General features: G+C 67.8%; 25 protein-coding genes. 6 read left to right on the top strand and 19 right to left on the bottom strand.

Features of this window, described 5'->3' with window-relative positions; translation table 11 throughout:
• Nucleotides 1-23: 23 nt before the first annotated feature.
• Nucleotides 24-1,121 carry an ABC transporter substrate-binding protein gene (locus tag QU603_RS06760; RefSeq protein ID WP_308493967.1) on the bottom strand — a complete coding sequence of 366 codons (1,098 nt, stop codon included), beginning with the start codon at nt 1,119-1,121 and terminating at the stop codon, nt 24-26.
• On the opposite strand from QU603_RS06760, the gene QU603_RS06755 reads away from it, so the two are divergent.
• Both QU603_RS06755 and QU603_RS06750 read left to right on the top strand, forming a co-directional pair.
• Nucleotides 1,084-1,362: a hypothetical protein gene (locus QU603_RS06755; RefSeq protein WP_308494057.1), complete on the top strand. Its 279-nt coding sequence runs from the start codon at nt 1,084-1,086 to the stop codon at nt 1,360-1,362. The two genes, QU603_RS06760 and QU603_RS06755, sit on opposite strands and share 38 nt — an antisense overlap.
• A 100-nt stretch (nt 1,363-1,462) precedes the next feature.
• Entirely contained in the window at nt 1,463-2,575 is a 1,113-nt protein-coding gene (locus QU603_RS06750; RefSeq protein WP_308493721.1) for an ROK family protein, read from the top strand.
• Nucleotides 2,576-2,643: 68 nt separating this feature from the next.
• Here the strand turns inward: QU603_RS06750 and ilvC are convergent, their stop codons facing one another.
• The 6 genes from ilvC to QU603_RS06720 are packed head-to-tail and all read right to left on the bottom strand — an operon-like array spanning nt 2,644 to nt 9,983.
• Nucleotides 2,644-3,672: a ketol-acid reductoisomerase gene (ilvC, locus tag QU603_RS06745; protein WP_308493720.1), complete on the bottom strand. Its 1,029-nt coding sequence runs from the start codon at nt 3,670-3,672 to the stop codon at nt 2,644-2,646.
• Between the two features lie 36 nt (nt 3,673-3,708).
• A complete protein-coding gene (gene ilvN, locus QU603_RS06740; RefSeq protein WP_308493719.1) occupies nt 3,709-4,218 on the bottom strand; it encodes an acetolactate synthase small subunit in 510 nt (169 codons plus the stop codon).
• Nucleotides 4,219-4,229: 11 nt separating this feature from the next.
• Nucleotides 4,230-6,032 (bottom strand): acetolactate synthase large subunit, encoded by a 1,803-nt coding sequence (locus QU603_RS06735; protein ID WP_308493718.1) that lies wholly within the window; start codon nt 6,030-6,032, stop codon nt 4,230-4,232.
• Nucleotides 6,033-6,077: 45 nt separating this feature from the next.
• Complete coding sequence (ilvD, locus tag QU603_RS06730; protein WP_308493717.1) at nt 6,078-7,787, bottom strand: dihydroxy-acid dehydratase; 1,710 nt, start codon at nt 7,785-7,787, stop codon at nt 6,078-6,080.
• Nucleotides 7,774-8,580, bottom strand: coding sequence for a trehalose-phosphatase (gene otsB / locus QU603_RS06725; RefSeq protein WP_308493716.1), 807 nt, complete (start codon nt 8,578-8,580; stop codon nt 7,774-7,776). The genes ilvD and otsB overlap by 14 nt, the downstream gene beginning before the upstream one ends.
• Nucleotides 8,577-9,983 carry an alpha,alpha-trehalose-phosphate synthase (UDP-forming) gene (locus tag QU603_RS06720; RefSeq protein ID WP_308493715.1) on the bottom strand — a complete coding sequence of 469 codons (1,407 nt, stop codon included), beginning with the start codon at nt 9,981-9,983 and terminating at the stop codon, nt 8,577-8,579. The genes otsB and QU603_RS06720 overlap by 4 nt, the downstream gene beginning before the upstream one ends.
• Before the next feature lie 103 nt (nt 9,984-10,086).
• On the opposite strand from QU603_RS06720, the gene QU603_RS06715 reads away from it, so the two are divergent.
• On the top strand, nt 10,087-10,341 hold the full coding sequence (locus QU603_RS06715; protein ID WP_308493714.1) for a hypothetical protein: 255 nt from the start codon (nt 10,087-10,089) through the stop codon (nt 10,339-10,341).
• A gap of 60 nt (nt 10,342-10,401) precedes the next feature.
• Here the strand turns inward: QU603_RS06715 and QU603_RS06710 are convergent, their stop codons facing one another.
• The 3 genes from QU603_RS06710 to QU603_RS06700 are packed head-to-tail and all read right to left on the bottom strand — an operon-like array spanning nt 10,402 to nt 13,017.
• Nucleotides 10,402-11,586: an acetyl-CoA C-acetyltransferase gene (locus tag QU603_RS06710; protein ID WP_308493713.1), complete on the bottom strand. Its 1,185-nt coding sequence runs from the start codon at nt 11,584-11,586 to the stop codon at nt 10,402-10,404.
• Nucleotides 11,583-12,236, bottom strand: a complete 654-nt coding sequence (locus QU603_RS06705) for a CoA transferase subunit B (protein WP_308493712.1) — start codon at nt 12,234-12,236, stop codon at nt 11,583-11,585. The genes QU603_RS06710 and QU603_RS06705 overlap by 4 nt, the downstream gene beginning before the upstream one ends.
• A 1-nt stretch (nt 12,237) precedes the next feature.
• Nucleotides 12,238-13,017 carry a CoA transferase subunit A gene (locus QU603_RS06700; protein ID WP_308493711.1) on the bottom strand — a complete coding sequence of 260 codons (780 nt, stop codon included), beginning with the start codon at nt 13,015-13,017 and terminating at the stop codon, nt 12,238-12,240.
• 125 nt (nt 13,018-13,142) lie between these two features.
• On the opposite strand from QU603_RS06700, the gene QU603_RS06695 reads away from it, so the two are divergent.
• Entirely contained in the window at nt 13,143-13,928 is a 786-nt protein-coding gene (locus tag QU603_RS06695) for an IclR family transcriptional regulator (RefSeq protein ID WP_308493710.1), read from the top strand.
• Here QU603_RS06695 and QU603_RS06690 read toward each other — a convergent pair.
• Genes QU603_RS06690 through QU603_RS06650 form a run of 9 tightly spaced genes read right to left on the bottom strand, consistent with a single transcriptional unit; the run spans nt 13,897 to nt 22,526 of the window.
• Complete coding sequence (locus QU603_RS06690) at nt 13,897-14,814, bottom strand: alpha/beta hydrolase (protein ID WP_308493709.1); 918 nt, start codon at nt 14,812-14,814, stop codon at nt 13,897-13,899. The genes QU603_RS06695 and QU603_RS06690 overlap by 32 nt on opposite strands.
• The gene (locus QU603_RS06685) at nt 14,811-15,563 is read right to left on the bottom strand and encodes a 3-hydroxybutyrate dehydrogenase (protein ID WP_308493708.1); all 753 of its coding nucleotides are present in this window, start codon (nt 15,561-15,563) and stop codon (nt 14,811-14,813) included. The genes QU603_RS06690 and QU603_RS06685 overlap by 4 nt, the downstream gene beginning before the upstream one ends.
• The gene (locus tag QU603_RS06680; RefSeq protein WP_370655337.1) at nt 15,560-16,270 is read right to left on the bottom strand and encodes a TetR/AcrR family transcriptional regulator; all 711 of its coding nucleotides are present in this window, start codon (nt 16,268-16,270) and stop codon (nt 15,560-15,562) included. The genes QU603_RS06685 and QU603_RS06680 overlap by 4 nt, the downstream gene beginning before the upstream one ends.
• The gene (locus QU603_RS06675; RefSeq protein WP_308493707.1) at nt 16,254-17,846 is read right to left on the bottom strand and encodes a class I adenylate-forming enzyme family protein; all 1,593 of its coding nucleotides are present in this window, start codon (nt 17,844-17,846) and stop codon (nt 16,254-16,256) included. The genes QU603_RS06680 and QU603_RS06675 overlap by 17 nt, the downstream gene beginning before the upstream one ends.
• Entirely contained in the window at nt 17,843-18,967 is a 1,125-nt protein-coding gene (locus tag QU603_RS06670) for a branched-chain amino acid ABC transporter permease (protein ID WP_308493706.1), read from the bottom strand. The genes QU603_RS06675 and QU603_RS06670 overlap by 4 nt, the downstream gene beginning before the upstream one ends.
• Nucleotides 18,964-19,839, bottom strand: a complete 876-nt coding sequence (locus QU603_RS06665) for a branched-chain amino acid ABC transporter permease (RefSeq protein WP_308493705.1) — start codon at nt 19,837-19,839, stop codon at nt 18,964-18,966. The genes QU603_RS06670 and QU603_RS06665 overlap by 4 nt, the downstream gene beginning before the upstream one ends.
• On the bottom strand, nt 19,836-20,558 hold the full coding sequence (locus tag QU603_RS06660; RefSeq protein ID WP_308493704.1) for an ABC transporter ATP-binding protein: 723 nt from the start codon (nt 20,556-20,558) through the stop codon (nt 19,836-19,838). Before QU603_RS06660 ends, QU603_RS06665 begins: the two co-directional genes overlap by 4 nt.
• Nucleotides 20,555-21,319, bottom strand: a complete 765-nt coding sequence (locus QU603_RS06655; RefSeq protein ID WP_308493703.1) for an ABC transporter ATP-binding protein — start codon at nt 21,317-21,319, stop codon at nt 20,555-20,557. The genes QU603_RS06660 and QU603_RS06655 overlap by 4 nt, the downstream gene beginning before the upstream one ends.
• Before the next feature lies 1 nt (nt 21,320).
• Nucleotides 21,321-22,526 carry a substrate-binding domain-containing protein gene (locus QU603_RS06650; protein WP_308493702.1) on the bottom strand — a complete coding sequence of 402 codons (1,206 nt, stop codon included), beginning with the start codon at nt 22,524-22,526 and terminating at the stop codon, nt 21,321-21,323.
• A gap of 138 nt (nt 22,527-22,664) precedes the next feature.
• Between QU603_RS06650 and QU603_RS06645 the strand changes: the two genes are divergently transcribed.
• Nucleotides 22,665-23,096, top strand: coding sequence for a MarR family winged helix-turn-helix transcriptional regulator (locus QU603_RS06645; protein WP_308493701.1), 432 nt, complete (start codon nt 22,665-22,667; stop codon nt 23,094-23,096).
• Nucleotides 23,093-24,322, top strand: coding sequence for an MFS transporter (locus QU603_RS06640; protein WP_308493700.1), 1,230 nt, complete (start codon nt 23,093-23,095; stop codon nt 24,320-24,322). The genes QU603_RS06645 and QU603_RS06640 overlap by 4 nt, the downstream gene beginning before the upstream one ends.
• The last annotated feature ends 46 nt before the right edge of the window (nt 24,323-24,368 follow it).

Below are 24,368 nucleotides of genomic sequence, written 5' to 3'. Positions count from 1 at the left end.
CGCCCCACCGTGAATCGATGGACCTACTTGGACGACTGCTGCACGTTCTGCAACGCGGTGTCGGCGCTCTCACTGCCGGAATACGCCAGGATGAATTCGCGCGCGATCAACTTTGTCGTCTGATCCCACGAAGACGTGCTGATGAACGGAACCGACTTCGCGCTTGCTGCCTCCATCGCCGCCTTTGCCTGAGCGGCATAGCCTGGGCTCTTCTTGTCGGTTGCCGTGGCGAGCGCCTGGAAGAAGGCGTCGTCGGCAGCCAAACGAGCAGGATGCGTGCCCGCCTTCGCCTGCTCGACCTGCGCTGACTCACTCGTGATGATCGCGATGGCCTTCGCCGCGGCCTCCTTGTTCTGGCAGCTCTTAGCGATGCCGAAGCCGGAGTTCGCAGAGTAGGTTCCGCCACCGTTCGGGCCCTGGGGGAGAGCCACCACTCCGACCGGGAATGCCGCCTGAGTGGCGTCCGACGAGATGTTCCAGTCGCCGTCGACCGCCATTGCGACGTTGCCCGCCACGAATTGTTGCTCGCCCCAGGGCACGTCAGATGAGCTCGCCGGAATCGACGACACCTTCTCCTTCGTCGCAAGACCCGAGTACCACGTGAACGCCTGCTCCATCGGACTGTTCGTGAGATCGAGCTTCGCCGCATCGGTGACTGGCCGCGCCCCGTTGTAGGCGAACAGCATCGAGAACATGTGCAGGTCCGAGAACGACTGTCCGAATGCGGGCTTGCCGTCGACTGCGGTGATCTTGGCTGCGGCACTTTCGAAGTCGGACGTGGTCCAGTCATTGGTCGGAGCAGGCACGCCGGCCTTCGCAAACGCGTCCTTGTTGTAGTACAGCAACATCGTCGACAGGCCGTATGGGATCGCGTACTGCTGGCCGTCGACCTGCAGCGCCTTGAGCGCACCAGGGTTCCACTGCGATTCGTCGAATCCGGCCTTCTTCATCAGCGGACCCAGCGGCTCGAGCGCGTCCTTGAACGCGGGCAGCCGCAAACTCTGCATGCTCACGATGCACGCGGTGGTACCGGCCGCCAACTGCGACTGCAACTTGGTGAAGTAATCGGCAAAGGGCGTCTGCGTGAGCTTCACCGTGATGTCGGCGTCCTGTTTGTGCACGTCGGCGGCCAGTGCCTGCCAGGAACTGTTCGATGACCCTTGGTCCCAGAAGCTCCACGTCAGCGAGCCTGAGCCCCCACCTGAACCGCCGGCGGACGACGAACAGGCAGTCAGACCTGCGGCCAGTCCAGCGACGGCGAGAATCGCCGCCGCGCTCTTCTTGTATTTCGACACGCGAATCTCCTCCATTGCAGATGCCCAGCGGCCCGTCCTGGCGCTGACGCTATTGATTGTGGGGTAAATTTATCTCGCAATTTACTTCAGCGCAACCCTTTCATCCGATGTTTGCGCCTGCAAGAATCAGATGGCGGTCATGCGACGGCCGGCCGGGAGGGGAAACGATGGACGGTACGCCGTATCCTTCTGCAGGAACGTCCAGCCGCGGGCTGATCTTCAGCGAGATCGCCCGCTCTCCCGGTTCCAGCAGACAAAGACTCGCGGCGCGCCTCGGCCTGGTCCCCGCCACGGTCGGCACCCACGTGCGGACGCTCGTCAAGCACGGCTTCGTTCAGGAGGGGGCACCGCTCACCACCACCAGTGGCCGCCCCAGCATCCCTCTTGAGCCGCGGGAGGACGGCGGAGTGCTCGTCGGCGTCTCCATCGAGCGCACGGGCATCCTCGCGGCTGCCGTGACTATTGCCGGAGAAATTGCCGACACCCAGCACGTCCCGATCGAACCCGGTGGCGAAATCGCCGGGATAGTCAGAGCCGTGGATGCTCTACGCCACGCACTCCACCCCCGGCCGGTCATCGCGGTCGGAGTGACCGTCTCGGGTGTCGTAGACACCACCGACGGTACGGTCTTGATCTCCACAGTCTTGGGCTGGCATGACTATCCACTCGGCGCCGAACTGCGAAAGATCATACCTCTACCCGTATTCGTCGAGAATGACGTCATCGCCCTCGCGCAGCGCGAGTTGGCGTTCGCGCCGACCGTTCCTGACAGCTTTCTCCTGTTGCATATTGGCGACGGTGTCGGCATGGCCATCGTCACCGCCCGCTCGATCGTGCGTGGAGTGCGTCACGGGAGCATCGAATTCGGGCATATCAGCACTGATCCCAACGGCGCCCTGTGTCGGTGCGGGAATCGTGGATGTGTGCAGACGGTCTTCGGCTATGCCGAGCTCAATGCGGGGGCGCCCGCCGGTGCGCTCGGCGCGTCCGACATGTCACAGGACGCCGCCACCGCAGCTTTCCTCGAAGACCGCTCCCGCGAACTGGGAAGAGCCGTCGGATCGGTGAGCACTCTCCTGGGCATCGATCACATCCGCGTCAGCGGGCGGACGACTCAGTACTGGGCCGCTATCGCCGAGCCCCTCACTGCATCGATCGCGAGCAGTACGCCAACTTTGGGTGCCTCTCCCACCGTCGATGTCGTGGCGTGGACATCGGCGGGCGTTGCCCGAGGTGCGGCAGGGGTGGCACTGGGCTCGTACCTCGAATCACTTCGCTGAGGCACGAAACGCCCGATAGCGAAGGGGCCGGAGGATCGCTCCCCCGGCCCACCTCGTCGCTCGGTCGATCAGCGGGCGACGGACCCGTCGGTGTAGTCGCTGTCCTGCTGCTTCCAGGCGAACAGTGCGCGCAGCTCGCGGCCGGTGGCCTCGATCGGGTGCTGCTCTTCCTTCTCGCGCAGGGCGAGGAACTCCGTGCCGCCCTTGTCCTGGTCGTCGATGAAGCGCTTCGCGAAGGCACCGGACTGGATGTCGGCGAGCACGCCCTTCATGTTCTCCTTGACGTGCGGGTCGATCACACGCGGGCCCGACACATAGTCGCCGTACTCCGCCGTGTCCGACACGCTCCAGCGCTGCTTGGAGATGCCGCCCTCCCAGATGAGGTCGACGATCAGCTTCATCTCGTGCAGCACCTCGAAGTAGGCGATCTGCGGCTGGTAGCCGGCCTCGACCAGCGTCTCGAAGCCCGCCTCGATGAGGTGCGACACACCGCCGCACAGCACTGCCTGCTCGCCGAACAGATCGGTCTCGGTCTCTTCGGTGAACGTGGTCTTGATGCCGCCGGCGCGCAGGCCCCCGATCGCCTTCGCATACGACCAGGCGGTCTCCCACGCGGTGCCCGAGGCGTCCACCTCGACGGCGGCGATGATGGGCACACCACGGCCGGCCTCATACTCACGGCGCACCGTGTGTCCGGGACCCTTGGGGGCGACCATGATCACGTCGACGCCTTCAGGCGCCTGGATGTATCCGAAGCGGATGTTGAATCCATGGGCGAACAGCAGCGTCTTGCCCGGGCGCAGGTGCTCCTTGATCGACTCGGCGTAGATGCCGCGCTGGTGCTGGTCAGGCGCAAGGATGACGATGACGTCGGCCCAGTCGGTGGCCTCGGCGACGGTCTTCACTTCGAAGCCTGCCTCGGTCGCCTTCTGGATGGACTTCGAGCCCTCCTTGAGCGCGATGACGACCTCGACACCGGAGTCGCGCAGGTTCAGCGCGTGGGCGTGGCCCTGGGAACCGTAGCCGACGACGGCGACCTTCTTGCCCTGGATGATGGACAGGTCGGCGTCGGCGTCGTGGAAGATCTCAGTGGTCATGTGTGGTTTCTCCTTGGATTGAGTGTGTGGGATGCCTCAGCCGCGCAGCACGCGCTCGGTGATGCTCTTGCTGCCGCGGCCGATGGCGACGAGGCCCGACTGGGCGAGTTCCTTGATGCCGAAGGGCTCCAGTGCGCGCAGGAAGGCTTCGACCTTGCTATGGTCACCGGTGACCTCGACCACGACCGCGTCGGGCGCGTAGTCGACCACCGACGCACGGAAGAGGTTGACGACTTCGAGGACGTTGGATCGGTTCGCGTTGTCGGCACGCACCTTGATCAGCATGTGCTCGCGTTGGACGGATGCCGCCGGTTCGAGCTCGACGATCTTGATGACGTTCACGAGCTTGTTCAGCTGCTTGGTCACCTGCTCGAGAGGCTGCTCCTCGACGTCGACGGCGACCGTGATCCGGGACAGTCCGGGAATCTCGGTCACGCCCACGGCAAGGGACGCGATGTTGAAGCCGCGCCGGGCGAACAGACCCGCGACGCGAGTCAGCAGGCCGGGCTTGTCCTCCACCAGGAGGCTCAGCACGTGGTTGGGCATGTCGATCCTCCTCAGTCTTCCTGGTCGAACGCCGGAGCGTGGTCGCGCGCGTACTGCACGTAGCTGTTGCTCACGCCCTGTGGCACCATCGGCCAGACCATCGCGTCGGCACTCACGACGAAGTCGATGACGACCGGTCGGTCATTGGTCTCCAGTGCCGTCTGGATCGCGGCATCCACGTCTTCTTCCTTCTCGACCCGCAGCGCGAGGCACCCGTAGGCTTCGGCGAGCTTGACGAAGTCGGGGATGTGGATCGTGCCGTGACCCGTGTTCAGGTCGGTGTTGGAGTGGCGGCCGTTGTAGAACAGCGTCTGCCACTGGCGCACCATGCCCAGCGACGAGTTGTTGATGATCGCGACCTTGATCGGGATGTTGTTGATCGTGCAGGTGGCCAGCTCCTGATTGGTCATCTGGAAGCAGCCGTCGCCGTCGATCGCCCACACGACGCGGTCGGGCTGACCGACCTTGGCCCCCATCGCCGCTGGAACCGCGTAGCCCATCGTGCCGGCCCCGCCGGAGTTCAGCCACGCGTTCGGCCGCTCGTACTTGATGAACTGTGCGGCCCACATCTGGTGCTGGCCGACACCGGCCGCGTAGACGGCCTCTGGCCCAGTGAGCTCCCCGATCCGCTGGATCACGTACTCCGGAGAGAGCAGACCGTCGCTGGTGGCCGCATAGCCGAGGGGGAACTCGTCACGCAGACCGTCCAGGTACGACCACCACTCGTCCGTATTGTCGGACTCGTCGTCCGCGACACTCCGATAGGCGACCTCGAGGTCGACCAGGACGTCTTTCAGATCCCCGACGATCGGCACATCCGCCAGACGGATCTTGGAGATCTCTGCCGGGTCGATGTCCACGTGCACGACCTTCGCGTGTGGTGCGAACAGCGCCGACTTGCCGGTGACACGGTCATCGAACCGAGCGCCGAGCGAGACGATCAGATCGGCCTCCTGCAGCGCGAGCACGGCGGGGACCGTGCCGTGCATGCCGGGCATGCCCAGGTGCTGCCGATGCGAATCAGGGAACGCGCCGCGGGCCATCAGGGTCGTGACCACCGGCGCTCCGGTGGTTTCGGCCAGCGTCAGCAGCTCGGCCGCAGCGCGAGCGCGGATCACCCCGCCCCCGACATACAGGACGGGCTTGTGCGCTTCGGCGATCATGCGCGCCGCAGCCTGGATCTGCTTGCCGTGCGCCTTGGTGACCGGCCGATAACCGGGCAGGTCGACCTTCGGCGGCCAGACGAACGAGAATTCGGCCTGCTGTGCGTCCTTCGTGATGTCCACGAGAACCGGACCCGGCCGTCCGGTCGACGCGATCTCGTACGCCGCGACGAGCGCACCGGGGATGTCTTCGGCACGCCTGACCAGGAACGAGTGCTTCGTGATCGGCATCGTGATGCCCACGATGTCGGCTTCTTGGAACGCGTCCGTGCCCATCAGCGTGCTGAACACCTGACCGGTGATGGCCAGCATCGGCACCGAGTCCATGTAGGCGTCGGCGATCGCGGTGACGAGGTTGGTCGCACCCGGGCCGGACGTGGCGATGGCGACACCGACCTTGCCCGACGCCGACGCGTAGCCTTCGGCTGCGTGACCGGCGCCCTGCTCATGGCGGACGAGGATGTGACGGATATCGGAGGTGTCCATCAGCGGGTCGTAGACGGGCAGGATGGCGCCGCCGGGCAGTCCGAACACGTCGGTGACGCCGAGAAGCTCGAGCGTGCGGACGACGGCTTGGGCACCGGTGAGCACCGGGGCGGACGCTGATCGGGCAGGCGGCCGTGGAACGGCCGCAGTGGAATCTGCGGGCATGGTGATCTTTCTTCGATTCAGCAGACTGATGGGTGCGAAACGGCCTTACCCCGTGACAGCCCCTTGCGCTGCCGAGCGCACGAGCTTGGAGTACTTGGCCAAGACGCCACGGGTGTAGCGCGGTTCCAGTGGCTCCCACCCTTCCCTTCGGGAGCCCAGCTCATCCTCATCGACGAGTAGATCGAGAGAGCGAGCCGCGATATCGACCCGTATCAGATCACCATCGCGCACGAAGCCGATCGGACCTGCGTCCACGGCTTCGGGTGCTATATGGCCGATGCACAGGCCGGTTGTGCCGCCTGAGAATCGTCCGTCTGTCAAGAGTAGTACATCTTTTCCGAGCCCCGCGCCCTTGATGGCCGCGGTGATCGCGAGCATCTCGCGCATGCCCGGACCGCCCTTCGGACCCTCATAGCGGATGACGAGCACGTCGCCCGCCGCGATCTCCCCGGCTGCGAGTGCGTCCATCGCGGCGCGCTCGCGCTCGAACACGCGAGCCGGTCCCTCGAACACCGCGGCATCGAAGCCGGCCGTCTTCACCACGGCACCTTCGGGCGCCAGCGACCCGTGCAGGATCGTGAGACCCCCGGTCGCGTGGATCGGGTTGTCGAACGTGTGGATGACGGTGCCGTCGACCGGCTGCGGGTTCAGGGCTTCGAGGTTCTCGGCGAGCGTCTTGCCGGTGACCGTCAGCGCATCGCCGTGCAGCAGGCCCTCGTCGAGCATCGCCTTCATGATGACCGGGATGCCGCCGTGCCTGTCGACGTCGTTCATGACGAACTGTCCGTAGGGCTTCATGTCGGCCACGTGCGGCACCTTGTTGCCGATGCGGTTGAAGTCGTGCAGGCTCAGCTCGACCTCGGCCTCATTGGCGATCGCCAGAAGGTGCAGGACGACGTTCGTCGAGCCTCCCAACGCCATCGCGAGGGCGATCGCGTTCTCGAACGCCTCGACCGAGAGGATGTCGCGGGTCGTGATGCCCTGGCGCAGCAGCTCGACCACTGCCTCGCCCGAGCGACGGGCGAAGAAGTCACGGCGACGGTCGGCCGACGGCGGGGCCGCCGAGCCGGGCAGGCTGAGCCCGAGGGCCTCGGCCACAGAGGCCATCGTGTTCGCGGTGTACATGCCTCCGCACGCACCCTCGCCCGGGGCGAACGCGCACTCGATGCGGTGCAGGTCTTCTTCGCTCATCCGGCCGGCCAGACACGCTCCGACGCCTTCGAACGAGTCGATGATCGTGATCTCCTTCTCGGTGCCGTCCGAGAGCTTGACCCAACCGGGCGCGATGGAACCGGCGTACAGGAACACGCTGGCGAGGTCGAGTCGGGCAGAGGCCATGAGCATGCCGGGGATCGACTTGTCACAGCCAGCCAGCAGCACCGTGCCGTCGAGGCGCTCGGCCATGACGACCGTCTCGACCGAGTCGGCGATGACCTCACGCGAGACCAGCGAGAAGTGCATGCCCTCATGACCCATCGAGATGCCGTCCGAGACCGAGATCGTGCCGAACTGCAGCGGGTAGCCGCCACCGGCGTGCACTCCCTGTTTCGCCCCCTGCGCGAGCCGATCAAGGCTCAGGTTGCACGGCGTGATCTCGTTCCAGCTCGAGGCGATGCCGATCTGGGGCTTGTCCCAGTCGCCGTCTCCCATTCCCACTCCACGGAGCATTCCGCGTGATGTGGTGGCTTCGATACCGTCGGTGACGACTCGGCTGCGAGGTTTGATGTCTATCGGTGCATTCTCAGGCGCAGGCATGCTCGCAGTCTATTCCGCCCCGTTCGGCCCTGCGCCCGGCGAGCCCGGAGAGCAGCTCTGCGAGGGCTTTTATGTCAGAGCACACGATCGCAGCAGCGGTGGCATGGCCTTCTCCTACGCGTACTCCCACGTCGCCGGAGCCGAGGCTGCGCAGCGCATCCTCGTCTGTGACATCGTCGCCGGCGAACAGCACCGCGTCGGCGCGCACCAGTTCGCGCAGATGCGCGACCGCGGTGTCTTTGCCCTCGTCGCGGAAGGCGAACTCCAGGATGTTGTGCCCGGTGCGCCGCCGCCAGTGCGGTGCATGCGCGGCGACCAGCGCGTCGATGGCGTCACCGGCGGCGACGGCGTCGGTCGGCGTGGCAAGCCGGGTGTGCACGCCGAATCCGAACGCTTTGGGCTCGATCCACACGCCGCGCAGTCCCCTCGTGGACTGCTCCGCGTCGGCGCGCAGGCGGTCTCGCAGCACGAGGTCGTACGGCTGTTCGGCAGGTTCGACGGTGCCGCCGGAAGGCGTCCAGTATTCGGCACCGTGCGAGCCCGCCAGCAGGAGGGGCGAGTCGTCGCGATGCTCGGCGATGATGCGAAGATCCGACAGGCTGCGGCCCGACACCAGCGCCACCCAGGTGCACGGCACTGCCGCCAGGGCTTCGACGGCGGTGCGGGCAGCCGGCAGCATCCGCGCCTTCATGGGCTCGTCGCACAGTGGTGAGAGCGTGCCGTCGAAATCGAGCGCGACCAGAAGTCGGGGAGCAGTCACGAGCGCGTCGAGCTGGGCCGCCGCGGCCGTCACGAGGCGTTCGCCTCCCGCGCCGTGGCAAGAGCCGTCAAGAAGCTGCGCGACCACGCCTGCACGTCATGCTCCTGCACGCGCTTTCGCAGTTTGCGCATGCGACGGCCCTGCTCGGCAGGCGCCATCTCGACGGCTTGCATGATGGCGTCCTTGACACCCTCGATGTCGTGCGGGTTGATCCGGACGGCACTGCCGAGCTCGTCGGCCGCGCCGGTGAACTCGCTGAGCACGAGCACTCCCCGGTTGTCGATGCGGCTCGCGATGTACTCCTTGGCGACGAGGTTCATGCCGTCGCGCAGAGCGGTGACGAGCATGACGTCAGCGGCCAGGTACAGCGCCACCATCTCTTCCCGCGGGAACGCCTGATGCAGATAGCGGATGGCGGTGTGTCCCATGGTGTCGTATGTGCCGTTGACGCGACCCACCATGAGCTCGATCTCGTCACGCAGCTGCACATACGCGGCCACGCGCTCGCGGCTGGGGCTGGCCACCTGGACGAGGGTGGCGTTCTGGACCGAAAGCCATCCTTCGGCCAGGAGCTCGCCGAACGCCTTCATCCGATGACGGATGCCCTTGGTGTAATCAAGCCGGTCCACTCCCAGCAGGATCTTGGCGGGATTGCCGAGCTCTTCGCGGATCTGGATCGCACGCTGCTGGATGTCGGGCCGCGCGGCCATCTCGATGTAGCTGGCGGTGTCGATCGAGATGGGGAACGCCTTCGCGAGCGCCACGCGGATCGTGCCGTCTTCTCGAGGGATCCGGATGCCGCTGGCCCGCGTCTCATGGCGCAGCTGACGATGCACGGCACGGGCGAAGTTGCTGGCGTCGGCGGTGCGCTGGAACCCGATCACGTCGGCTCCGAGCAGCCCTTCCAGCACCTGCCGTCGCCACGGCAGCTGAGAGAACAGGCCGTATGCCGGGAAGGGAATGTGATGGAAGTAGCCGATCGTGACATCGGGCCTGCGCTCGCGGATCAACTGCGGCACCAGCTGCAGCTGATAGTCCTGCACCCAGACCGTCGCCCCCGACGCGGCCACGGCGGCCGCGGCATCCGCGAACCGCTCGTTGACCTTGCGATAGGCGTTCCACCACTCGCGTCGGTACCTCGGAACGGAGATCACGTCGTGGTAGAGCGGCCAGATCGTGTCGTTGGAGAACCCCTCGTAGTAGTCCTCCACCTCTTCCGCCGACAGCGTCACGGGTACGAGCCGGGTGCCTTCGAACTCGAACTCGTCGACGTGGAGCCCCGCCTGACCGGGCCAGCCCACCCACGCACCGTCGACGGTGCGCATGACCGGCTCGAGCGCGCTCACCAATCCCCCGGGTGACCTGCGCCAACCGCCGTTCTCGTCTCGATCGACGGGCAGACGGTTCGCGACGACGACGAGTTCTGCCTGGCGCATGTCCGTGCCTGCCTTCGTTCCGCGAGTGCACTCTCAGGCTAACAGCGCCCGAACGCGGAGATGTCCGCGGCGCGGCGAGCGGACAGCACGCTAGCGTGGAGGCATGCGCAAGTATGTCTTCGGGACGGGGATCATCACTGCCACGACCAGCGGCATGCAGCTGCTGCGCGCTCTTCGCGAGAAGGAGCCGTTCACCTGGCGCACGGCACTGGCCTGGGTGGGCTGGGCGGTCTCACTGGCTCTGGCCATCGGAGCTATCGTCGATGTCCGCCGCGCCGGCACGGGCCATCTCGCTCCGCTGGACTCGCCGATCGCCGGTCACGAGAAGAAGTACCTCAAGCAGCACATCGAGGACTGAGCGAGCATCCCGCCCGCGCCGCTGTGCACGTGGTGCGCCACGTGCACAGCGTGAGCGAGGTCAGCGGGTGATGATCAGCGCGTCGCCCTGACCGCCGCCACCGCACAGGGCCACGGCCGCCGTGCCCCCGCCGCGGCGCACCAGTTCGTGCACCATGTGCACCACGAGCCGGTTGCCGCTGGCCCCGATCGGGTGGCCGATCGCGATTCCGCCGCCGTGGATGTTGACACGGTCGTCCGACAGGCCCAGCTCGCGCTGCGAGCGGGCGACCACGGCACCGAACGCCTCGTTGATCTCGACGACGTCGAGGTCGGCGACGGTGATGCCCTGCTTGTCCAGTGCCCCGCCGATCGCACGCGCAGGCTGCTCGTGCAGCGAGTTGTCGGGGCCGGCGACCTGGCCGGACGCACCGACGACGGCCAGCACCTTCCATCCGTTCGCGTCGGCATGCGACCGGGTGGTGAGCACGACCGCCGAGGCCCCGTCGGAGATCTGTGACGAGTTGCCGGCGGTGATCGAGCCGCCCTCCGCGAAGGCCGGGCGCAGACCTGCCAGCGTCTCGACGGTCGTGTCGGGGCGGATGCCCTCGTCACGTGTGACCACGACCGGCTCGCCCCGCCGCTGCGGGATCGTGACGGGCACGATCTCGGCGTCGAAGACTCCTTCATCCCAGGCGGCGGCTGCGCGCTGATGAGAGCGGGCGGCCACGGCATCCTGCTCCTCGCGCGTGACCTCATAGCGGCCGTTGAGGCGCTCGGTCGAGGCGCCCATGCTCTCGCGGTCGTATGCGTCGGTCAGGCCGTCGTAGGCCATGTGGTCGAGCACTTCGATGGTGCCGTACGACCACCCATCGCGTGAGCCCATGAGCAGGTGCGGCGACCTGGTCATCGACTCCATACCGGCGGCCACCACGACCGTCGCGTCGCCGAGCCGCAGCATGCGTGCGGCATCGATGACGGCGGTCAGACCCGACAGACAGACCTTGTTCACGCCGCTGGCGTGGACGGTCCACGGGATGCCGGCGCCGATCGCCGCCTGGCGCGCAGGGTTCTGCCCTGCCCCGGCCGACAGCACCTGGCCGACCAGCACGGCGTCGACCGCGTCGGCGGGGATGCCGCTCTTCTCCAGCGCGCCGGCGATGGCGGCGCTGCCCAGTTGCACTGCCGTCAGCGGCGCGAGCTGGCCCTTGAGCCGCCCTTGTGGGGTGCGCGCAGCCGCCACGATCACAACATCATCGGTGTTCATGCCTTCACCTTAAGCTCTGCGGGAATGGTCAGCTCGGGTTCGGTGGCTGCCACCACGTCATCGACGCTCACGCCCGGCGCGAGTTCCACCAGCACCAGTCCGTCGTCGGTGACGTCGATCACGGCGAGGTCGGTGATGATGCGATCGACCACCCGCTTGCCGGTCAACGGCAGCGAGCACGCGTTCACGATCTTCGCCGAGCCGTCTTTGGCGACGTGCTCCATCAGCACGATGACCTTGCCCGCTCCGTGGACGAGGTCCATCGCGCCGCCGGGGCCCTTGACCATCTTGCCGGGGATCATCCAGTTCGCCAGGTCTCCGTCTTTCGACACCTGCATGGCACCGAGGATCGCCGCGTCGATCTTGCCGCCGCGGATCATGCCGAAGCTCGTGGCCGAGTCGAAGAACGCGGCGCCCGGCAGCAGCGTCACCGTCTCTTTGCCGGCGTTGATGAGGTCGGGATCGACGTTCTCTTCGGTCGGATACGGGCCGACGCCGAGAATGCCGTTCTCGGACTGCAGCACGACGGTGACGTCGTCGGGCACGTAGTTGGGGACGAGGGTCGGCAGGCCGATCCCGAGGTTCACGTAAGCGCCGTCGGGCAGCTCACGTGCTGCGCGGGCGGCCATCTCCTGGCGGGTCAGTGCCATGTCATGCTCCTTCCACGGGCGAGGCGACGGTGCGCCGTTCGATGCGCTTTTCGATGCCGGTGCCCACCTCGACCACGCGCTGGACATAGATGCCGGGCAGGTGCACCGCATCGGGGTCGATCTCGCCCGGTTCGACGAGCTCCTCGACCTGTGCGATGCACACCCGGCCGCTCATCGCCGCCAGGGGGTTGAAGTTGCGGGCGGCCTTGTTGAAGACCAGGTTGCCGTGCCGGTCGCCACGCAGAGCGTGCACGAGCGCGAAGTCGGCGACGATGCCTTCTTCGAGGACGTACTCGCGTTCACGCCCGCCCACGGTGAAGATGCGGGTCTCTTTGACCGGGGACGCCACGGCGATGCCGCCGTGGCCGTCGTAGCGTCGCGGCAGGCCGCCCTCGGCGACCTGCGTGCCGACGCCGGTCGGAGTGAAGAAAGCAGCGACCCCGGCTCCCCCGGCCCGCAGCTTCTCGGCGAGGGTGCCCTGCGGCGTCAGCTCCAGTTCGAGGTCGCCTTCGAGGAACTGCCGTTCGAACTCCTTGTTCTCGCCCACATAAGACGAGGTCATCTTGCGGATGCGTCGAGCGCCCAGAAGCACTCCCAGACCCCAGTCATCGACGCCGCAGTTGTTCGAGATCACCGACAGATCCGTCGTGCCCTGTGCCAGCAGCGCCTCGATCAGCGCCATCGGGTTGCCGCTCAGCCCGAAGCCGCCGACGGCGATGGTCGCTCCGTCCGGGATGTCGGCCACCGCCTGTGCGGGGTCGGCCACCTGCTTGTCGATCACACGGACCTCCTTCGTCCTGCGGCGCCGCCGTCGGCACCGCTCGCTCTTCCATCGTCGCGCGTCGCAGGCCCGCCGCGCAGGCGTCCGTTTGCCATATGGATGAACCTCGCTCTAGTGTTCACAATATGGACACGCACGCAGTGGTGCCGGGAGCGCAGGCGATCGCACGGGCGGCGTCACTGCTGCGGCTGGTCACGGCATCCGGCACGGGTGGTGCCAGCGTGAGCGAACTGGCCCGACGCGCCGAGCTGACCCGTCCGACCACGCACCGGCTGCTGACCGCGCTGCGCCGCGAGGGGCTCGTCGACCAGGACGAGCACACGGGCACATGGATGCCGGGGCCCGAGCTGTTCCTGATGGGGAACGTGGCGGCAGCACGGTACGACATCACCGAGATCGCGCGCGACATCGTGCGGTCGCTGTCGGTGCGCACCGAGGAGAGTGCGTTCCTCTCGGTGCGCCGCGGGGATGAGACCGTGTGCCTGGTCGATGAGGAGGGGAGCTTTCCGATCCGATCGTTCGTGCTGCACGAAGGAGTGCGCTTTCCGCTCGGCGTCGCCTCGGCCGGGCTGGCGATCCTGGCATTCCAACAGCCCCACGATGTGGACGCATACTTCGAGCGGCATCCCGAATTGGCGCAGCGCTACGGCGACGCGCACAGCGAGGCGCGCCTGCGCCGGCGCCTGGCCGAGACCAAGGAACGCGGGTATTCGCTCAATCCCGGGCTGATCGTCAAGGGAAGCTACGGCATCGGCGCTGCCGTGTTCACCCGCGACGGGCACCCGCAGTGGGCGCTGAGCCTGAACGGTGTCGAGTTCCGCTTCGGGCCCGACCGACTGCCCGAGCTGGGGCGCACGCTGCTCGCGCACGCGCACCAGCTCACCTCACGGATCGCGTCGGCTCGTCGGTGAGCGCCTGCGCCACCGTGTCGGCCACGATCTGGGCCCCGGTCGGGCTCATCGCGATCGTGTAGTGGTTGAAGCCCTCGATGCGCGTGTGCTGCACGGTCGGGTACGCCGCCAGCAGATCGGCGAGGTAGTCGGCGGGGTACAGTCCCGGCGGTTCGTCCTGCAGCCCGCGGGGCACGGTCAGAAGGCGGGTGGGATGCCGCAGCCCGGCGAGCGCTTCGGGCAGCGCCGTGCCCGTGTTCATGTCGACGGTGTCGTCCACGACGGTCCGATAGCTCGTCGCCGGACGCAGCGCACCGGCGCCGTCGTCGACGAGATCGTAGGCGAGGTAATCTTCGAGCTCGTCGCTCCAGGCGTGTGCGAATGCGGGATGCGCGCGCCAGAAGCCGAGATAGTCATCGACATTCGCGAACCGCATGTCGAGCCGTTCGGCGGTCGGTCCCAGAATGTGGGCGACCAGCTGATCGGGCGAAAGGCCGGCCGGCACCTGCAGCGGCAGGCCGCCGTCGACCAGGACCAGGTTCGAGACCCGGTCGGGGTGCAGGTGTGCGAGCACGACCGCGACGAACGCGCCCATCGAATGGCCGACGACGGTGGCGCGCTCGATGTCGAGCGCGTCGAGCACGGCGACCATGTCCTCGGCGTGTGCGGCCATCCCGGCGGCCCCGGCCACCTCGTTGCTCGCGCCGCGCCCGCGCAGGTCGGGGGCGATCAGCCGCAGTGCGGGCAAGCGCTCGGCGACGAACGGCCACGCGAGGTGCGACGCCGTCACTCCGTGGATCAGCAGCGCGGCCGCGGCATCCTGCTCCCCCGCCCTCACGCCGACGCGCAGAGCCCCGCCGGAGACAGGGACCTGGACGGTGTCGCGGATGCGCGCAGCGGGACTCACCGCGCCGTCCATCCGCCGTCGATCGTGTAGGACGCTCCGGTGGTCATGCCCGATGTCGGGCCCACGAGCCAGCCGGCCAGCGAGGCGACTTCGTCGGGCTCGACCAGACGCTTGACGGCCATCTCGGTGAGCATGACCTTTTCGACGACTTCCGATTCGGGGATGCCGTGCATGGCGGCCTGGTCGGCGATCTGCTTCTCGACCAGCGGCGTGCGCACATAGCCCGGGTTGATGCAGTTGCTCGTGACGCCGTGTTCGGCGCCCTCGAGGGCCGTGACCTTCGAGAGTCCCTCCAAGGCGTGCTTGGCGGTGACGTACGCGGACTTGAAGGCGCTCGCGCGCAGGCCGTGGGCGCTGGAGATGTTGACGATGCGTCCCCACCCGCGCTCGTACATGCCCGGGAGCACGGCGCGCACCAGCAGGAACGGGGCCTCCACCATCAGCCGCTGAATCAGCCGGAACGCCTCGGGGTCGAAGTCGACGATGGGCGCGACGCGCTGGATTCCCGCGTTGTTGACGAGGATGTCGGCCTGCAGCGACAGGTCGTCCAAGGCTCGGGTGTCGGAGAGGTCGACGGTCCATGCCTCGCCGCCGAGGTCGGATGCCGCGGCCTGGGCGGCATCGGCATTCAGGTCGGCGATGACCACGTGGGCACCGCGGCGGGCCAGCTCTCGTGTGCACGCGAGGCCGATGCCGCTGGCACCCCCGGTGATCACCGCACGCTTGCCGTTCAGATCCTGCTCGCTCATCGCACTTCTCCTTCTGTCGTGTCCTCGCGCCCTGTCGCCGCGCGCGGGGCGAGCGCGTTCTCGACGAACCGCATCATCGCCTCGAACACGTCGGGCGCGATGCGGTCGGGCGCACCGCCGTCGGGTCCGTGCTCCCAGAGCAGAAAGCGCATGCCGATCAGCTCGCCTATGCCCATCAGGGCCCAGGCTGCGACCTGCGGGTCGAGGGCGCGGTCGATCTCGTCGGCTTGCTGCGCTTGGCGCAGCCCCTGTTCGTATCCCTCGACGATGCGGCCGTAGTGCACGCGCAGCATGTCGGGTGAGACGAACTCGGCCTCGCGGACGACGCGGTACAGCGCGGGGTGGGCGGCAGTGAAGCGGAAGAAGCCGGCGAATCCTGCCCGTTCGGCCTCCAGCCTCGACGCCGCTCCTTCCATCGCCTCGCCCATGGAGTGTCGCACGCGCTGGTTCAGATCGACCACGAGCGCTTCAAAGATGGTCTTCTTGCTGTCGAAGTACAGATAGAACGTGCCCAGCCCCACACTCGCGCGCTCGGTGATCTTCACGATCGACGCCTCGTGGTAGCCCTGGTCGGCGAAAACGTGCTCGGCCGCTTCGAGCAGGCGACGCCGCGTGGCCTCACCGCGTTTGGTCAGCGGCCGGCCGGTGGCCGGTGACACGTTCTCCTCGACCTGCCCGGCCGTGGTCTGTTCAGCGTGCATCTTCATCCGCCCCCTCGTGATGTGCGGCGATCGCCGCTGCCTGCTCCCGCAGTCGGGTGCGGGCGACCTTGTCGATTCCCGACCTCGGCAGGTCGGCGACCTGCTCGATGTGCACCGGCACTTTGAACGACGACAACTGGGCGCGCGCGTGCGCCATCAGCTCGTCCGCGCCGCACACGGCTCCCGCCCGCAGCTGGACGAATGCCACACCGCGCTCACCCCAGACCCGATCGGGCACACCCACGACGGCGGCCGCCTGCACGAGCGGGTGCGCGCACAGGGCGCGCTCGACCTCCGCCGGGGCGACGTTCTCACCGCCGGAGATGTAGATGTCCTTGATGCGGTCTACCAGCACGAACCGGCCGGCCTCATCGCGTCGTGCGAGATCGCCCGTGCGCAGCCATTGTCCGTCACGCACGTGCGCGGTCGCATCGGGGTCGTCGAGGTAGCCGGCGAAGACACTGGGCCCGCGCACCCACAGCTCGCCCACGGCACCGTCGCCCTGGGCGAGGCCCGTCGCTGGGTCGACCACCGCGACATCGACCGTGGGATACGGCATCCCGACGGTGCCCGCACTGGCCTCGGCCTGTCCCGGTGCGACCGAGAGCGCGTTGGGGCCGGCCTCGGTCAGTCCGTAGCCGGCGAGCAGCTCGACGCCGCGGTCGGACCAGATCTCGCGCAGATCCGGCGGCAACGGCGCTCCGCCGACCTGCACCAGACGCAGCGTCGACAGGTCGGATGCTGCGAACCGTGGGTCGTCGGCGAGCAGGCGATACTGCGTGGGAACGCCCATCATCGCCGTCACGCCGCGCGCGGCGATCAGCTGCAGCACCCGGTCGGGTTGGAACGAGCGCTCCAGCACGACGGTGGCCCCGGTCCACCAGGCCAGCAGCGGCTGCACGTTCCACGCCGCGACGTGGAACTGCGGAAGCGTGGCCAGAACGACGTCCTGCGCGGTCAGCTGGGCGACCCCGGCCAGGGCAAGGTTGTTCCAGAAGCAGTTCGCGTGGGTGAGCATGACGCCCTTGGGCATGCCTTCGCTGCCGGACGTGAAGATCACGAGCGCGACATCGTCGTCGCGCACCGGCCGATGCCGGGGCGCCGGGCCGAACCGCCCATGCCGGGCCGGTGGATGCGCCTCGACGCCGGCGACTCCCAACCGCGCAGTGGGGGTCGCCGCTGCGGCATTGCGACGGGCATCCTCGACCAGTCCGGCGTACTCCTCGTCGATCAGCAGCAGCTGCGCGTTGCAGTGGCCGATGGCGGAGGCGAGTTCGATCGTCGTCTGCCGCCACGACAGCGGAATGAAGGCGATCCCCGACATCGCACACGCGAAGAACGCCACGACGTGGTCGATCGAGTTGCCCGAGACGGTGGCCACGCGGTCCCCGGGGCCGTAGCCGGCGGCGCGCAAGCGCTCGGTGAGCAGTCTCGCCCGTTCGAACAGCAGTCGGTACCCGACGCGCACACCGCGATCGTCGATCGCGATCCGGTCACCGCAGCTGCCGGCGCGGTCTTCGAGCCATCGGCCGATGGTGTGCGGCTCGTCGGCGGGCTGCGACATCCCCTCTGCGTCGATCATGCGTCCGCCTCCGCATCGTCCCATCGGGCGTCGTCCCATCGGGCGGCTTCGGCCCCGCGCGCACGACCGGCGCGCCACCGCCGGGCGAGGCTGCGCGCGGTGCCGGCGATGCCGCCGGGCAGGAACATCACCACAACGATGAACAGTACGCCCAGCAGGAACAGCGGCTCGGACAGGGGGATGCGCAGCGCGTCAGGCAGCCCCGCGATCGCATCGGAGCGAGCGAGCACCGCGAGCCGCTGGTCGAGCAGCGTGTAGATCACGCCGCCGAGCACCGCGCCCCAGCGGAATCCGACGCCGCCCAGCACGACCATGACCAGGATCGTGATCGTGAGGTCGGCCGAGACCGCGTGCGGCTGCGTGCCGCTCTGCAGCAGCAGGTAGACGATTCCGGCGAGGCCGGCGGCGACCGCCGCGGCGACGAACACGATGAGTTTCGCCGCATACGGGCTCAGTCCCAGCACACGCACCCGCAGTTCGTTCTCTCGGGCGGCCTGCGCGATGTGGCCGAGCCGCGACCGGTCGATCCACAGGGCGATCAGGTAGGCGATGAGCACCGCCACCAGCGCGAACCAGTACAGGTTGCGGGTGTTGACGACCCCGACCAGCCAGTCGGGCACGTGCATGGTCGACAGTGTCAGACCCTCTTCGCCGCCGGTGAGCTGCGCGTTGCGTCGCACGAGCACGGAAGCGGCCTGCGCGAAGGCCAGGGTGACCATCGCGAAGGGGATGCCGTTCACCCGCAGGCTGATCGCGCCGGTGACCATCGCGATCACCAGACCCCCGAGCACCGAGATGAGGATGCCGGCCCACAGTGGCACCGGCAGCTGCTGCAGCACGATGCCCAGGCCGTAGGCGCCCGCGCCGAACGAGAGCGCGTGCCCGAACGAGAGCAGCCCTGCGGTGCCCAGCAGCATGTTGTACGACAGCGCGAGGGCGGCGTACACCATGCACAGCGACATCAGCGCCAGACTGCCGGGGGTGTAGGTCGGCCCGGGGAGGATGCCGGGGATCGAGAGGTTCAGCAGCGGCAGGATCGCGAGGACCACGACCACCGCGACGCCGAAGACGGGGACGCCGAGTCGCTGCCAGGTTCGGGACGAGACGTCGTCGGTGTTCATGCTCTCCTCCCCAGCAGTCCGGACGGTCTGACCAGCAGTACCACCGCGAGCAGCACGACCACGATGAAGTCTCCGGTGCCTGCGAGGAAGAAGTTCGCGAATTGCTGCAGCACCGCCACGAGCACCGAGGCGATGGCCGCCCCGGCGAGCGAGCCGAGTCCGCCGATGATCGTCACGATGAACGCGAAGATCAGCAGCGTCTGGCCAAGTCCCGACGAGACGTAGCCCGCCCACTGGGCGGCGAGCACTCCCCCGATGCCGGCGGCGGCGCCACCGATCGCGAAGACGAGAGTGAACGAGCGCCGTACGTCCACGCCCAGCGCGGTGACCATCGCTCGGTTCTCGACGCCCGCCCGGATGACGACGCCGTAGCGGGTGCGCTGCAGGAACAGCACGAGGCCGGCGAGCACGACCGCGGCGGCGGCGATCAGCAGCCAGTAGACGTTGGGGATCTTCGCTCCGAGCACCGCGGTGGTCTGCTTCAGCCAGTCGGGGCCGGCGATGTAGATGGGATCGGTGCCCCAGATGCCGTTGAACAGGGCGATCGCGGCGAGCGAGAGGCCGACGGTGACCAGCACCTGTTCGATGTGACGCTCATACAGCGGCCGGATCAGCGCCAATTCGGTCAGTGCGGCGAACACCGCGCCCACGAGTGCGCCGACCAGGACCGAGAGAAGGAATCCGCCCCAGGTCGAGGCATCCATTCGCCGCGCGACCTCCCACCCGACGAACGCACTCAGCGACAGGAACACTCCGTGGGCGAAGTTCAGCACGTGCATGAGGCCGTAGATCAGGCTCAGACCCGACGAGACGAGGAAGTACAGGGCCCCCAGACCGATGCCGGTGACCAGTGCCAGAATCACGGTGCTCATGCGTCGCTCCCCGCGGTCGTGTCGGTGTGGACGCCGAGCAGTCGCCGGGTCAGATCCGCGTCGTCGAGGATCTCGCGCGCATTGCCGGTGTGCACGACGCGGCCGCCGGCAATCACCACCGCACCCTCGGCAAGGCGTCGGACCACGTCGAGGTTCTGCTCGACCAGCACGATCGGAACGGATGCCGCGGCCCGCGCGAGAGCATCGGCGACTTCGTCGACCACCTTGGGCGCCAAGCCCTTGGTCGGCTCGTCCACGAGAAGGACCCGGTTCTCGTTCAGCAGCGCACGGGCCACCGAGACCATCTGCTGCTGGCCGCCCGACAGGGTGCCGGCACGCTGCTGGGACCGGGCGACCAGGTCGGGGAACAGCTGGGCGACGAGATCTCGGCGGGGGTTGCGATCGCGCTCGGCGAGCGCGAGATTCTCGGCGACGGTCAGCCCGGCGAACACTTCGCGGTCTTCGGGCACGTAGCCCACACCCCGGCGTGCGATGCGGTGCGTGAGCAGCCCGTCGATGCGCTCGCCCGCCAGCCGCACTTCGCCGCGACGCTGGATCAGCCCCATGATCGCGCGCAGTGTGGAGGTCTTGCCGACGCCGTTGCGCCCGAGCACCGCGGTGATGCCATGGGCCGGCACATCGAACGTGATCTCTTCGATCACCTGCTGACCGGCGATCGAGGCGCGCAGGCCCCTCACCTCGAGGATCGCGTCGCTCATGCCGCACTCCCCAGGTACGCGCTCTGCACGACCGGGTCGGCCATGACCCGTGCGGGCGTGTCGAACGCGATGATGGAACCGAAGTACATGACGGCGACCTTCTCGACCAGCCCCATGAGCACGTCGATGTGGTGCTCGACCATGAGCATCGTGCAGTCGGTCGCCGCGTGCAGTTCGCGGATGCTGTCGACCAGTCCTGTCACATCTCCGGAAGCGACGCCGGCCATCGGCTCGTCCAGCAGCACCGTCTGCGCGCGCGTGGCCAGCAGAACGGCGATCTCGAGCTTGCGCTTGTCGCCGTGCGAGATGTCGCCGGCGAGCGCGTCGATCTTGTGCGAGAGGCACACTTCGTCGAGCTTCTCGCGTGCGATCGTCGACGCCTCGTCACGACGGCGCGGAAAGCGCAGCAGCGTGTAGCTGCCGCCGAGCGCCGCCTGCGCCGCCAGCCGCACGTTCTCGAGCACCGTCAGGCCCGGGAACAGGCTCGAGGTCTGGAACGTGCGCCCCAGCCCCGCCCGCGCGCGCTGCGCCACCGACATCCCGGTGATGTCCTGGCCGGCCATCTCGATCCGCCCCGCGGTGGGGCGCACCACGCCCGAGATCGCGTTGAACAGGGTCGTCTTGCCGGCTCCGTTCGGTCCGATCACGCCGATCAGGGCGCCGCGGGTGACGTCGAGGTCGACGTCCTTCAGGATCGTGGCCGCGCCGATCTGCAGGCCGAGGCCTGTGATCCGCAGCGCGGGCGGGGTGGGGTCGCTCATGCTACTTCGTCGCCTCGGCCGGGCTGACCTCGTCGGCGGGGACCGTCTTGACCAATTCGGGCACGAAGGACCCGTCCTTGGCGACGAGCTTGGCCTGGTACATGTCCTGCAGCAGCGCGTGGTCGGACGCGCGGACGGTCAGCTTGCCCTTCGGGCCGTCGAAGGTGAAGCCCTCGAGTGCCTTGACCATCGCGTTCACGTCGTCCTTGCCGTCCTTGACGGCGTGCACGAGCATGATCGCCGCGTTGAACCCGTCCGGGCTGAACAGGTCGGGGGTGCCGCCGGCGGCGGTGACCTTCTCGATCATGGCCGTGTTGACGGCGTTGTCGGCCGCGGTCGGGAAGTAGTAGCTGAGGAAGTTGATCTTCTCGCTGGCCTCGCCGTACGCACCGAACGTCGGCGAGTCGCCGAGACCGGTGACCACCGGGATCGACTCCAGCACTCCCTGCTGCGACAGCGCCTGCCACATGGCACCGCTGGTCGCGCCCGCCCATGCCACGAACACGAGGTCGGGCTTGGACTGGATGACCTTCTGCGCGAAGGGCGTGAACTCGGTGGCATCCTCGGGCACCAGAACGCTGTCGACGGTCGCCCCCTTGGCTCCCAGGATCGCCTTGACCGCTGCCTCATTGCCCTGCCCGAAGGCGCTGTTCTGGGCGAACACGGTGATCTTCTTGCCCGAGACGTTCTCGAGGAACGATCCGGCGGTTGCGACATCCTGTGCACTTTGCCTGCCGGACCGGAAGGTGTACTCGTTGACGCCGGTGATGGCATCGGCCGCTGCAGGGCCCGAGATGAACAGCACCTTGTTCTGCGCCGCCTGCTCCGCAACGGCCAGGGCGACACCGGAGGATGCACTGCCGAGCAGGATCTTGGTGCCGCTGCCGATCAGATCCTTGGCCGCCGTCACGGCGGTGTCGGGGTCGCCGGCGTCGTCGCGGTAGTCGATCTTCAGCGTGGTGTCGCCGACCTTGCCGGTGCCATCTGTCGCATAGTCCAGGCCCGCCTTGAAGCCGTCGAGGTACTGCTTGCCATAACCGGCCAGCGGACCGGTCTCACTCGTGATGACGCCGACGGCGACCTCACTGGGCGCGGCACTGTCCGATGTCGGATCGGATCCTGTCGCGATCGGTGCGCACGCGGCGAGCGTGAGCGCGCCGATCGCAGTCAGCGCTGCCAGAAGCAGCTTGGTGTGGGTGACGCGCATGGCCTTGCCTTTCGCCGTTGATAAGCAGCTCATGAAACCTGATTCAGGTATTAGGAATCGTAGAGTCACCCGCTCGACATGTCAACGTGACGCTCATGTGCATTCGCTTTGTATATACCTGCGATATATACTTCTGGGATGAGTCGCGCTCAGGACATCGCCGAGATCGTGACCGCCGCGCACACCCTCACCCGTGTCGCCGCCCTCGAGACCCGCAACGAGGCGCCCGCTGCACAATGGCGGGCGCTGAGCGTGCTCGCAACCGGGGGCCCGCTTCGCCTCGGCGAGCTCGCGACAGCCAGCCGCACCACCCAGCCCGGCATGACGCGCATGGTGGGCCAGCTCGTCGAGGCCGGTCACGTGCGCCGCGATCACGACCCGGCCGACTCGCGCGCGAGCGTGATCAGCATCACCGAACGCGGCCGCGCAGCCCTGGCCGCGTGGCGCATCGAATTGCGTGATGCCCTCGAACCGCTGTTCGCCGACCTCGGCGACGACGACTGGGCCGTGCTGTCGCGCGCCGCCCACATCCTCTCTTCCCGCACCAACCCCCAAGGAGTCACCCGATGACATCGGCTTCCCCATCCGGATCGATCTGGCATCAGCCCGCGCAAGTGTGGGCAGTCGCCTTCGCCTGCGTCGTCGCGTTCATGGGCATCGGCCTGGTGGACCCGATCCTGCCGGCGATCGCCGAGTCGCTGAGGGCCGATCCGGTCCAGACCGAGATGCTGTTCACGAGCTACCTGCTCGTGACCGGGGCCGCGATGCTCATCACGAGCTGGGTGTCCAGCCGCATCGGCGCGAAGGCGACCCTGCTGTCGGGGCTCGCGCTCATCGTCGTCTTCTCGCTGCTGTGCGCGCTCAGCGGCAGCGTCGATGCGATCATCGGCTTCCGCGCCGGCTGGGGCCTGGGCAACGCCTTGTTCATCTCGACCGCACTGGCAACCATCGTCGGAGCTGCTTCGGGCGGCAGCGAGGCCGCGATCATCCTGTACGAGGCAGCGCTGGGCATCGGCATCGCCATCGGACCTCTCCTGGGCGGCCTGCTCGGCGAAGTGGCCTGGCAGGGTCCGTTCTTCGGCGTGGTCGTCCTCATGTCCATCGCCTTCATCGCCGTACTCGTGCTGGTGCGCGACAAAGGTGAGAAGCGCGCGCCGATGCCACTGTCGGCGCCCTTCACAGCGCTGCGCATCCCCGCGCTGGCGATCCTCGCCGTAGCGGCCCTGTTCTACAACATCGGGTTTTTCGTGCTGCTGGCATTCTCACCGTTCGTGCTCGGTTTCTCGGCGATGGGCATCGGCTTCACGTTCTTCGGATGGGGAGTCGCTCTGGCGATCACCAGCGTCTGGGTGGCCCCGATTCTGCTGCACCGGATGTCGCGCACGACGATCATGTTCATCGTGCTGCCGCTGCTGGCGATCGACCTGATCGTCGCCGGCATCCTGGTGTCCTCCGTCGTCACTCTGGTCATCTGCATCATCGTCGGCGGCCTGCTGCTGGGCATCATGAACACGGTGCTCACCGAAGCGGTCATGGAGGCCACCGACCTCCCGCGCGCTGTCGCATCATCGGCGTACTCCGCAGTCCGCTTCATCGGCGGTGCGGTCGCACCCCCGCTCGCCGCCGCGCTCTGGCACGTGTTCAACGCATCGATCCCGTACTACTTCGCGGGCGCCTCGGTGCTCATCGCGACCCTCGCGATCCTGTTGGGCCGAAAGGTGCTCGCGCGCATCGACACGCACGAAGCGGATGCCGCGGAAGAAGGCGCCGCCATCCTCGTCGGCGACGCCGCCTAGGCAGCCGCACCGGCGCGGGGTCCGCGGGCGCATGCGCCCCGGTGAC

Origin of the sequence: Microbacterium terrisoli, from assembly GCF_030866805.1 — a bacterium.
GTDB classification, from domain to species: Bacteria; Actinomycetota; Actinomycetes; order Actinomycetales; family Microbacteriaceae; genus Microbacterium; species Microbacterium terrisoli.
The sequence above is the reverse complement of the archived record's forward strand: the minus strand, read 5'-3'. Positions and strand labels throughout refer to the sequence as shown.

Excerpts from the sequence above, each read along its gene's own strand:
- QU603_RS06750 (WP_308493721.1), top strand. The coding sequence starts at position 1,463 with ATGGACGGTACGCCGTATCCTTCTGCAGGAACGTCCAGCCGCGGGCTG.
- ilvC (WP_308493720.1), bottom strand. The coding sequence starts at position 3,672 with ATGACCACTGAGATCTTCCACGACGCCGACGCCGACCTGTCCATCATC.
- ilvN (WP_308493719.1), bottom strand. The coding sequence starts at position 4,218 with ATGCCCAACCACGTGCTGAGCCTCCTGGTGGAGGACAAGCCCGGCCTG.
- QU603_RS06735 (WP_308493718.1), bottom strand. The coding sequence starts at position 6,032 with ATGCCCGCAGATTCCACTGCGGCCGTTCCACGGCCGCCTGCCCGATCA.
- ilvD (WP_308493717.1), bottom strand. The coding sequence starts at position 7,787 with ATGCCTGCGCCTGAGAATGCACCGATAGACATCAAACCTCGCAGCCGA.
- QU603_RS06720 (WP_308493715.1), bottom strand. The coding sequence starts at position 9,983 with ATGCGCCAGGCAGAACTCGTCGTCGTCGCGAACCGTCTGCCCGTCGAT.
- QU603_RS06715 (WP_308493714.1), top strand. The coding sequence starts at position 10,087 with ATGCGCAAGTATGTCTTCGGGACGGGGATCATCACTGCCACGACCAGC.
- QU603_RS06710 (WP_308493713.1), bottom strand. The coding sequence starts at position 11,586 with ATGAACACCGATGATGTTGTGATCGTGGCGGCTGCGCGCACCCCACAA.
- QU603_RS06705 (WP_308493712.1), bottom strand. The coding sequence starts at position 12,236 with ATGGCACTGACCCGCCAGGAGATGGCCGCCCGCGCAGCACGTGAGCTG.
- QU603_RS06695 (WP_308493710.1), top strand. The coding sequence starts at position 13,143 with ATGGACACGCACGCAGTGGTGCCGGGAGCGCAGGCGATCGCACGGGCG.
- QU603_RS06685 (WP_308493708.1), bottom strand. The coding sequence starts at position 15,563 with ATGAGCGAGCAGGATCTGAACGGCAAGCGTGCGGTGATCACCGGGGGT.
- QU603_RS06680 (WP_370655337.1), bottom strand. The coding sequence starts at position 16,270 with ATGAAGATGCACGCTGAACAGACCACGGCCGGGCAGGTCGAGGAGAAC.
- QU603_RS06675 (WP_308493707.1), bottom strand. The coding sequence starts at position 17,846 with ATGATCGACGCAGAGGGGATGTCGCAGCCCGCCGACGAGCCGCACACC.
- QU603_RS06670 (WP_308493706.1), bottom strand. The coding sequence starts at position 18,967 with ATGAACACCGACGACGTCTCGTCCCGAACCTGGCAGCGACTCGGCGTC.
- QU603_RS06665 (WP_308493705.1), bottom strand. The coding sequence starts at position 19,839 with ATGAGCACCGTGATTCTGGCACTGGTCACCGGCATCGGTCTGGGGGCC.
- QU603_RS06660 (WP_308493704.1), bottom strand. The coding sequence starts at position 20,558 with ATGAGCGACGCGATCCTCGAGGTGAGGGGCCTGCGCGCCTCGATCGCC.
- QU603_RS06655 (WP_308493703.1), bottom strand. The coding sequence starts at position 21,319 with ATGAGCGACCCCACCCCGCCCGCGCTGCGGATCACAGGCCTCGGCCTG.
- QU603_RS06650 (WP_308493702.1), bottom strand. The coding sequence starts at position 22,526 with ATGCGCGTCACCCACACCAAGCTGCTTCTGGCAGCGCTGACTGCGATC.
- QU603_RS06645 (WP_308493701.1), top strand. The coding sequence starts at position 22,665 with ATGAGTCGCGCTCAGGACATCGCCGAGATCGTGACCGCCGCGCACACC.
- QU603_RS06640 (WP_308493700.1), top strand. The coding sequence starts at position 23,093 with ATGACATCGGCTTCCCCATCCGGATCGATCTGGCATCAGCCCGCGCAA.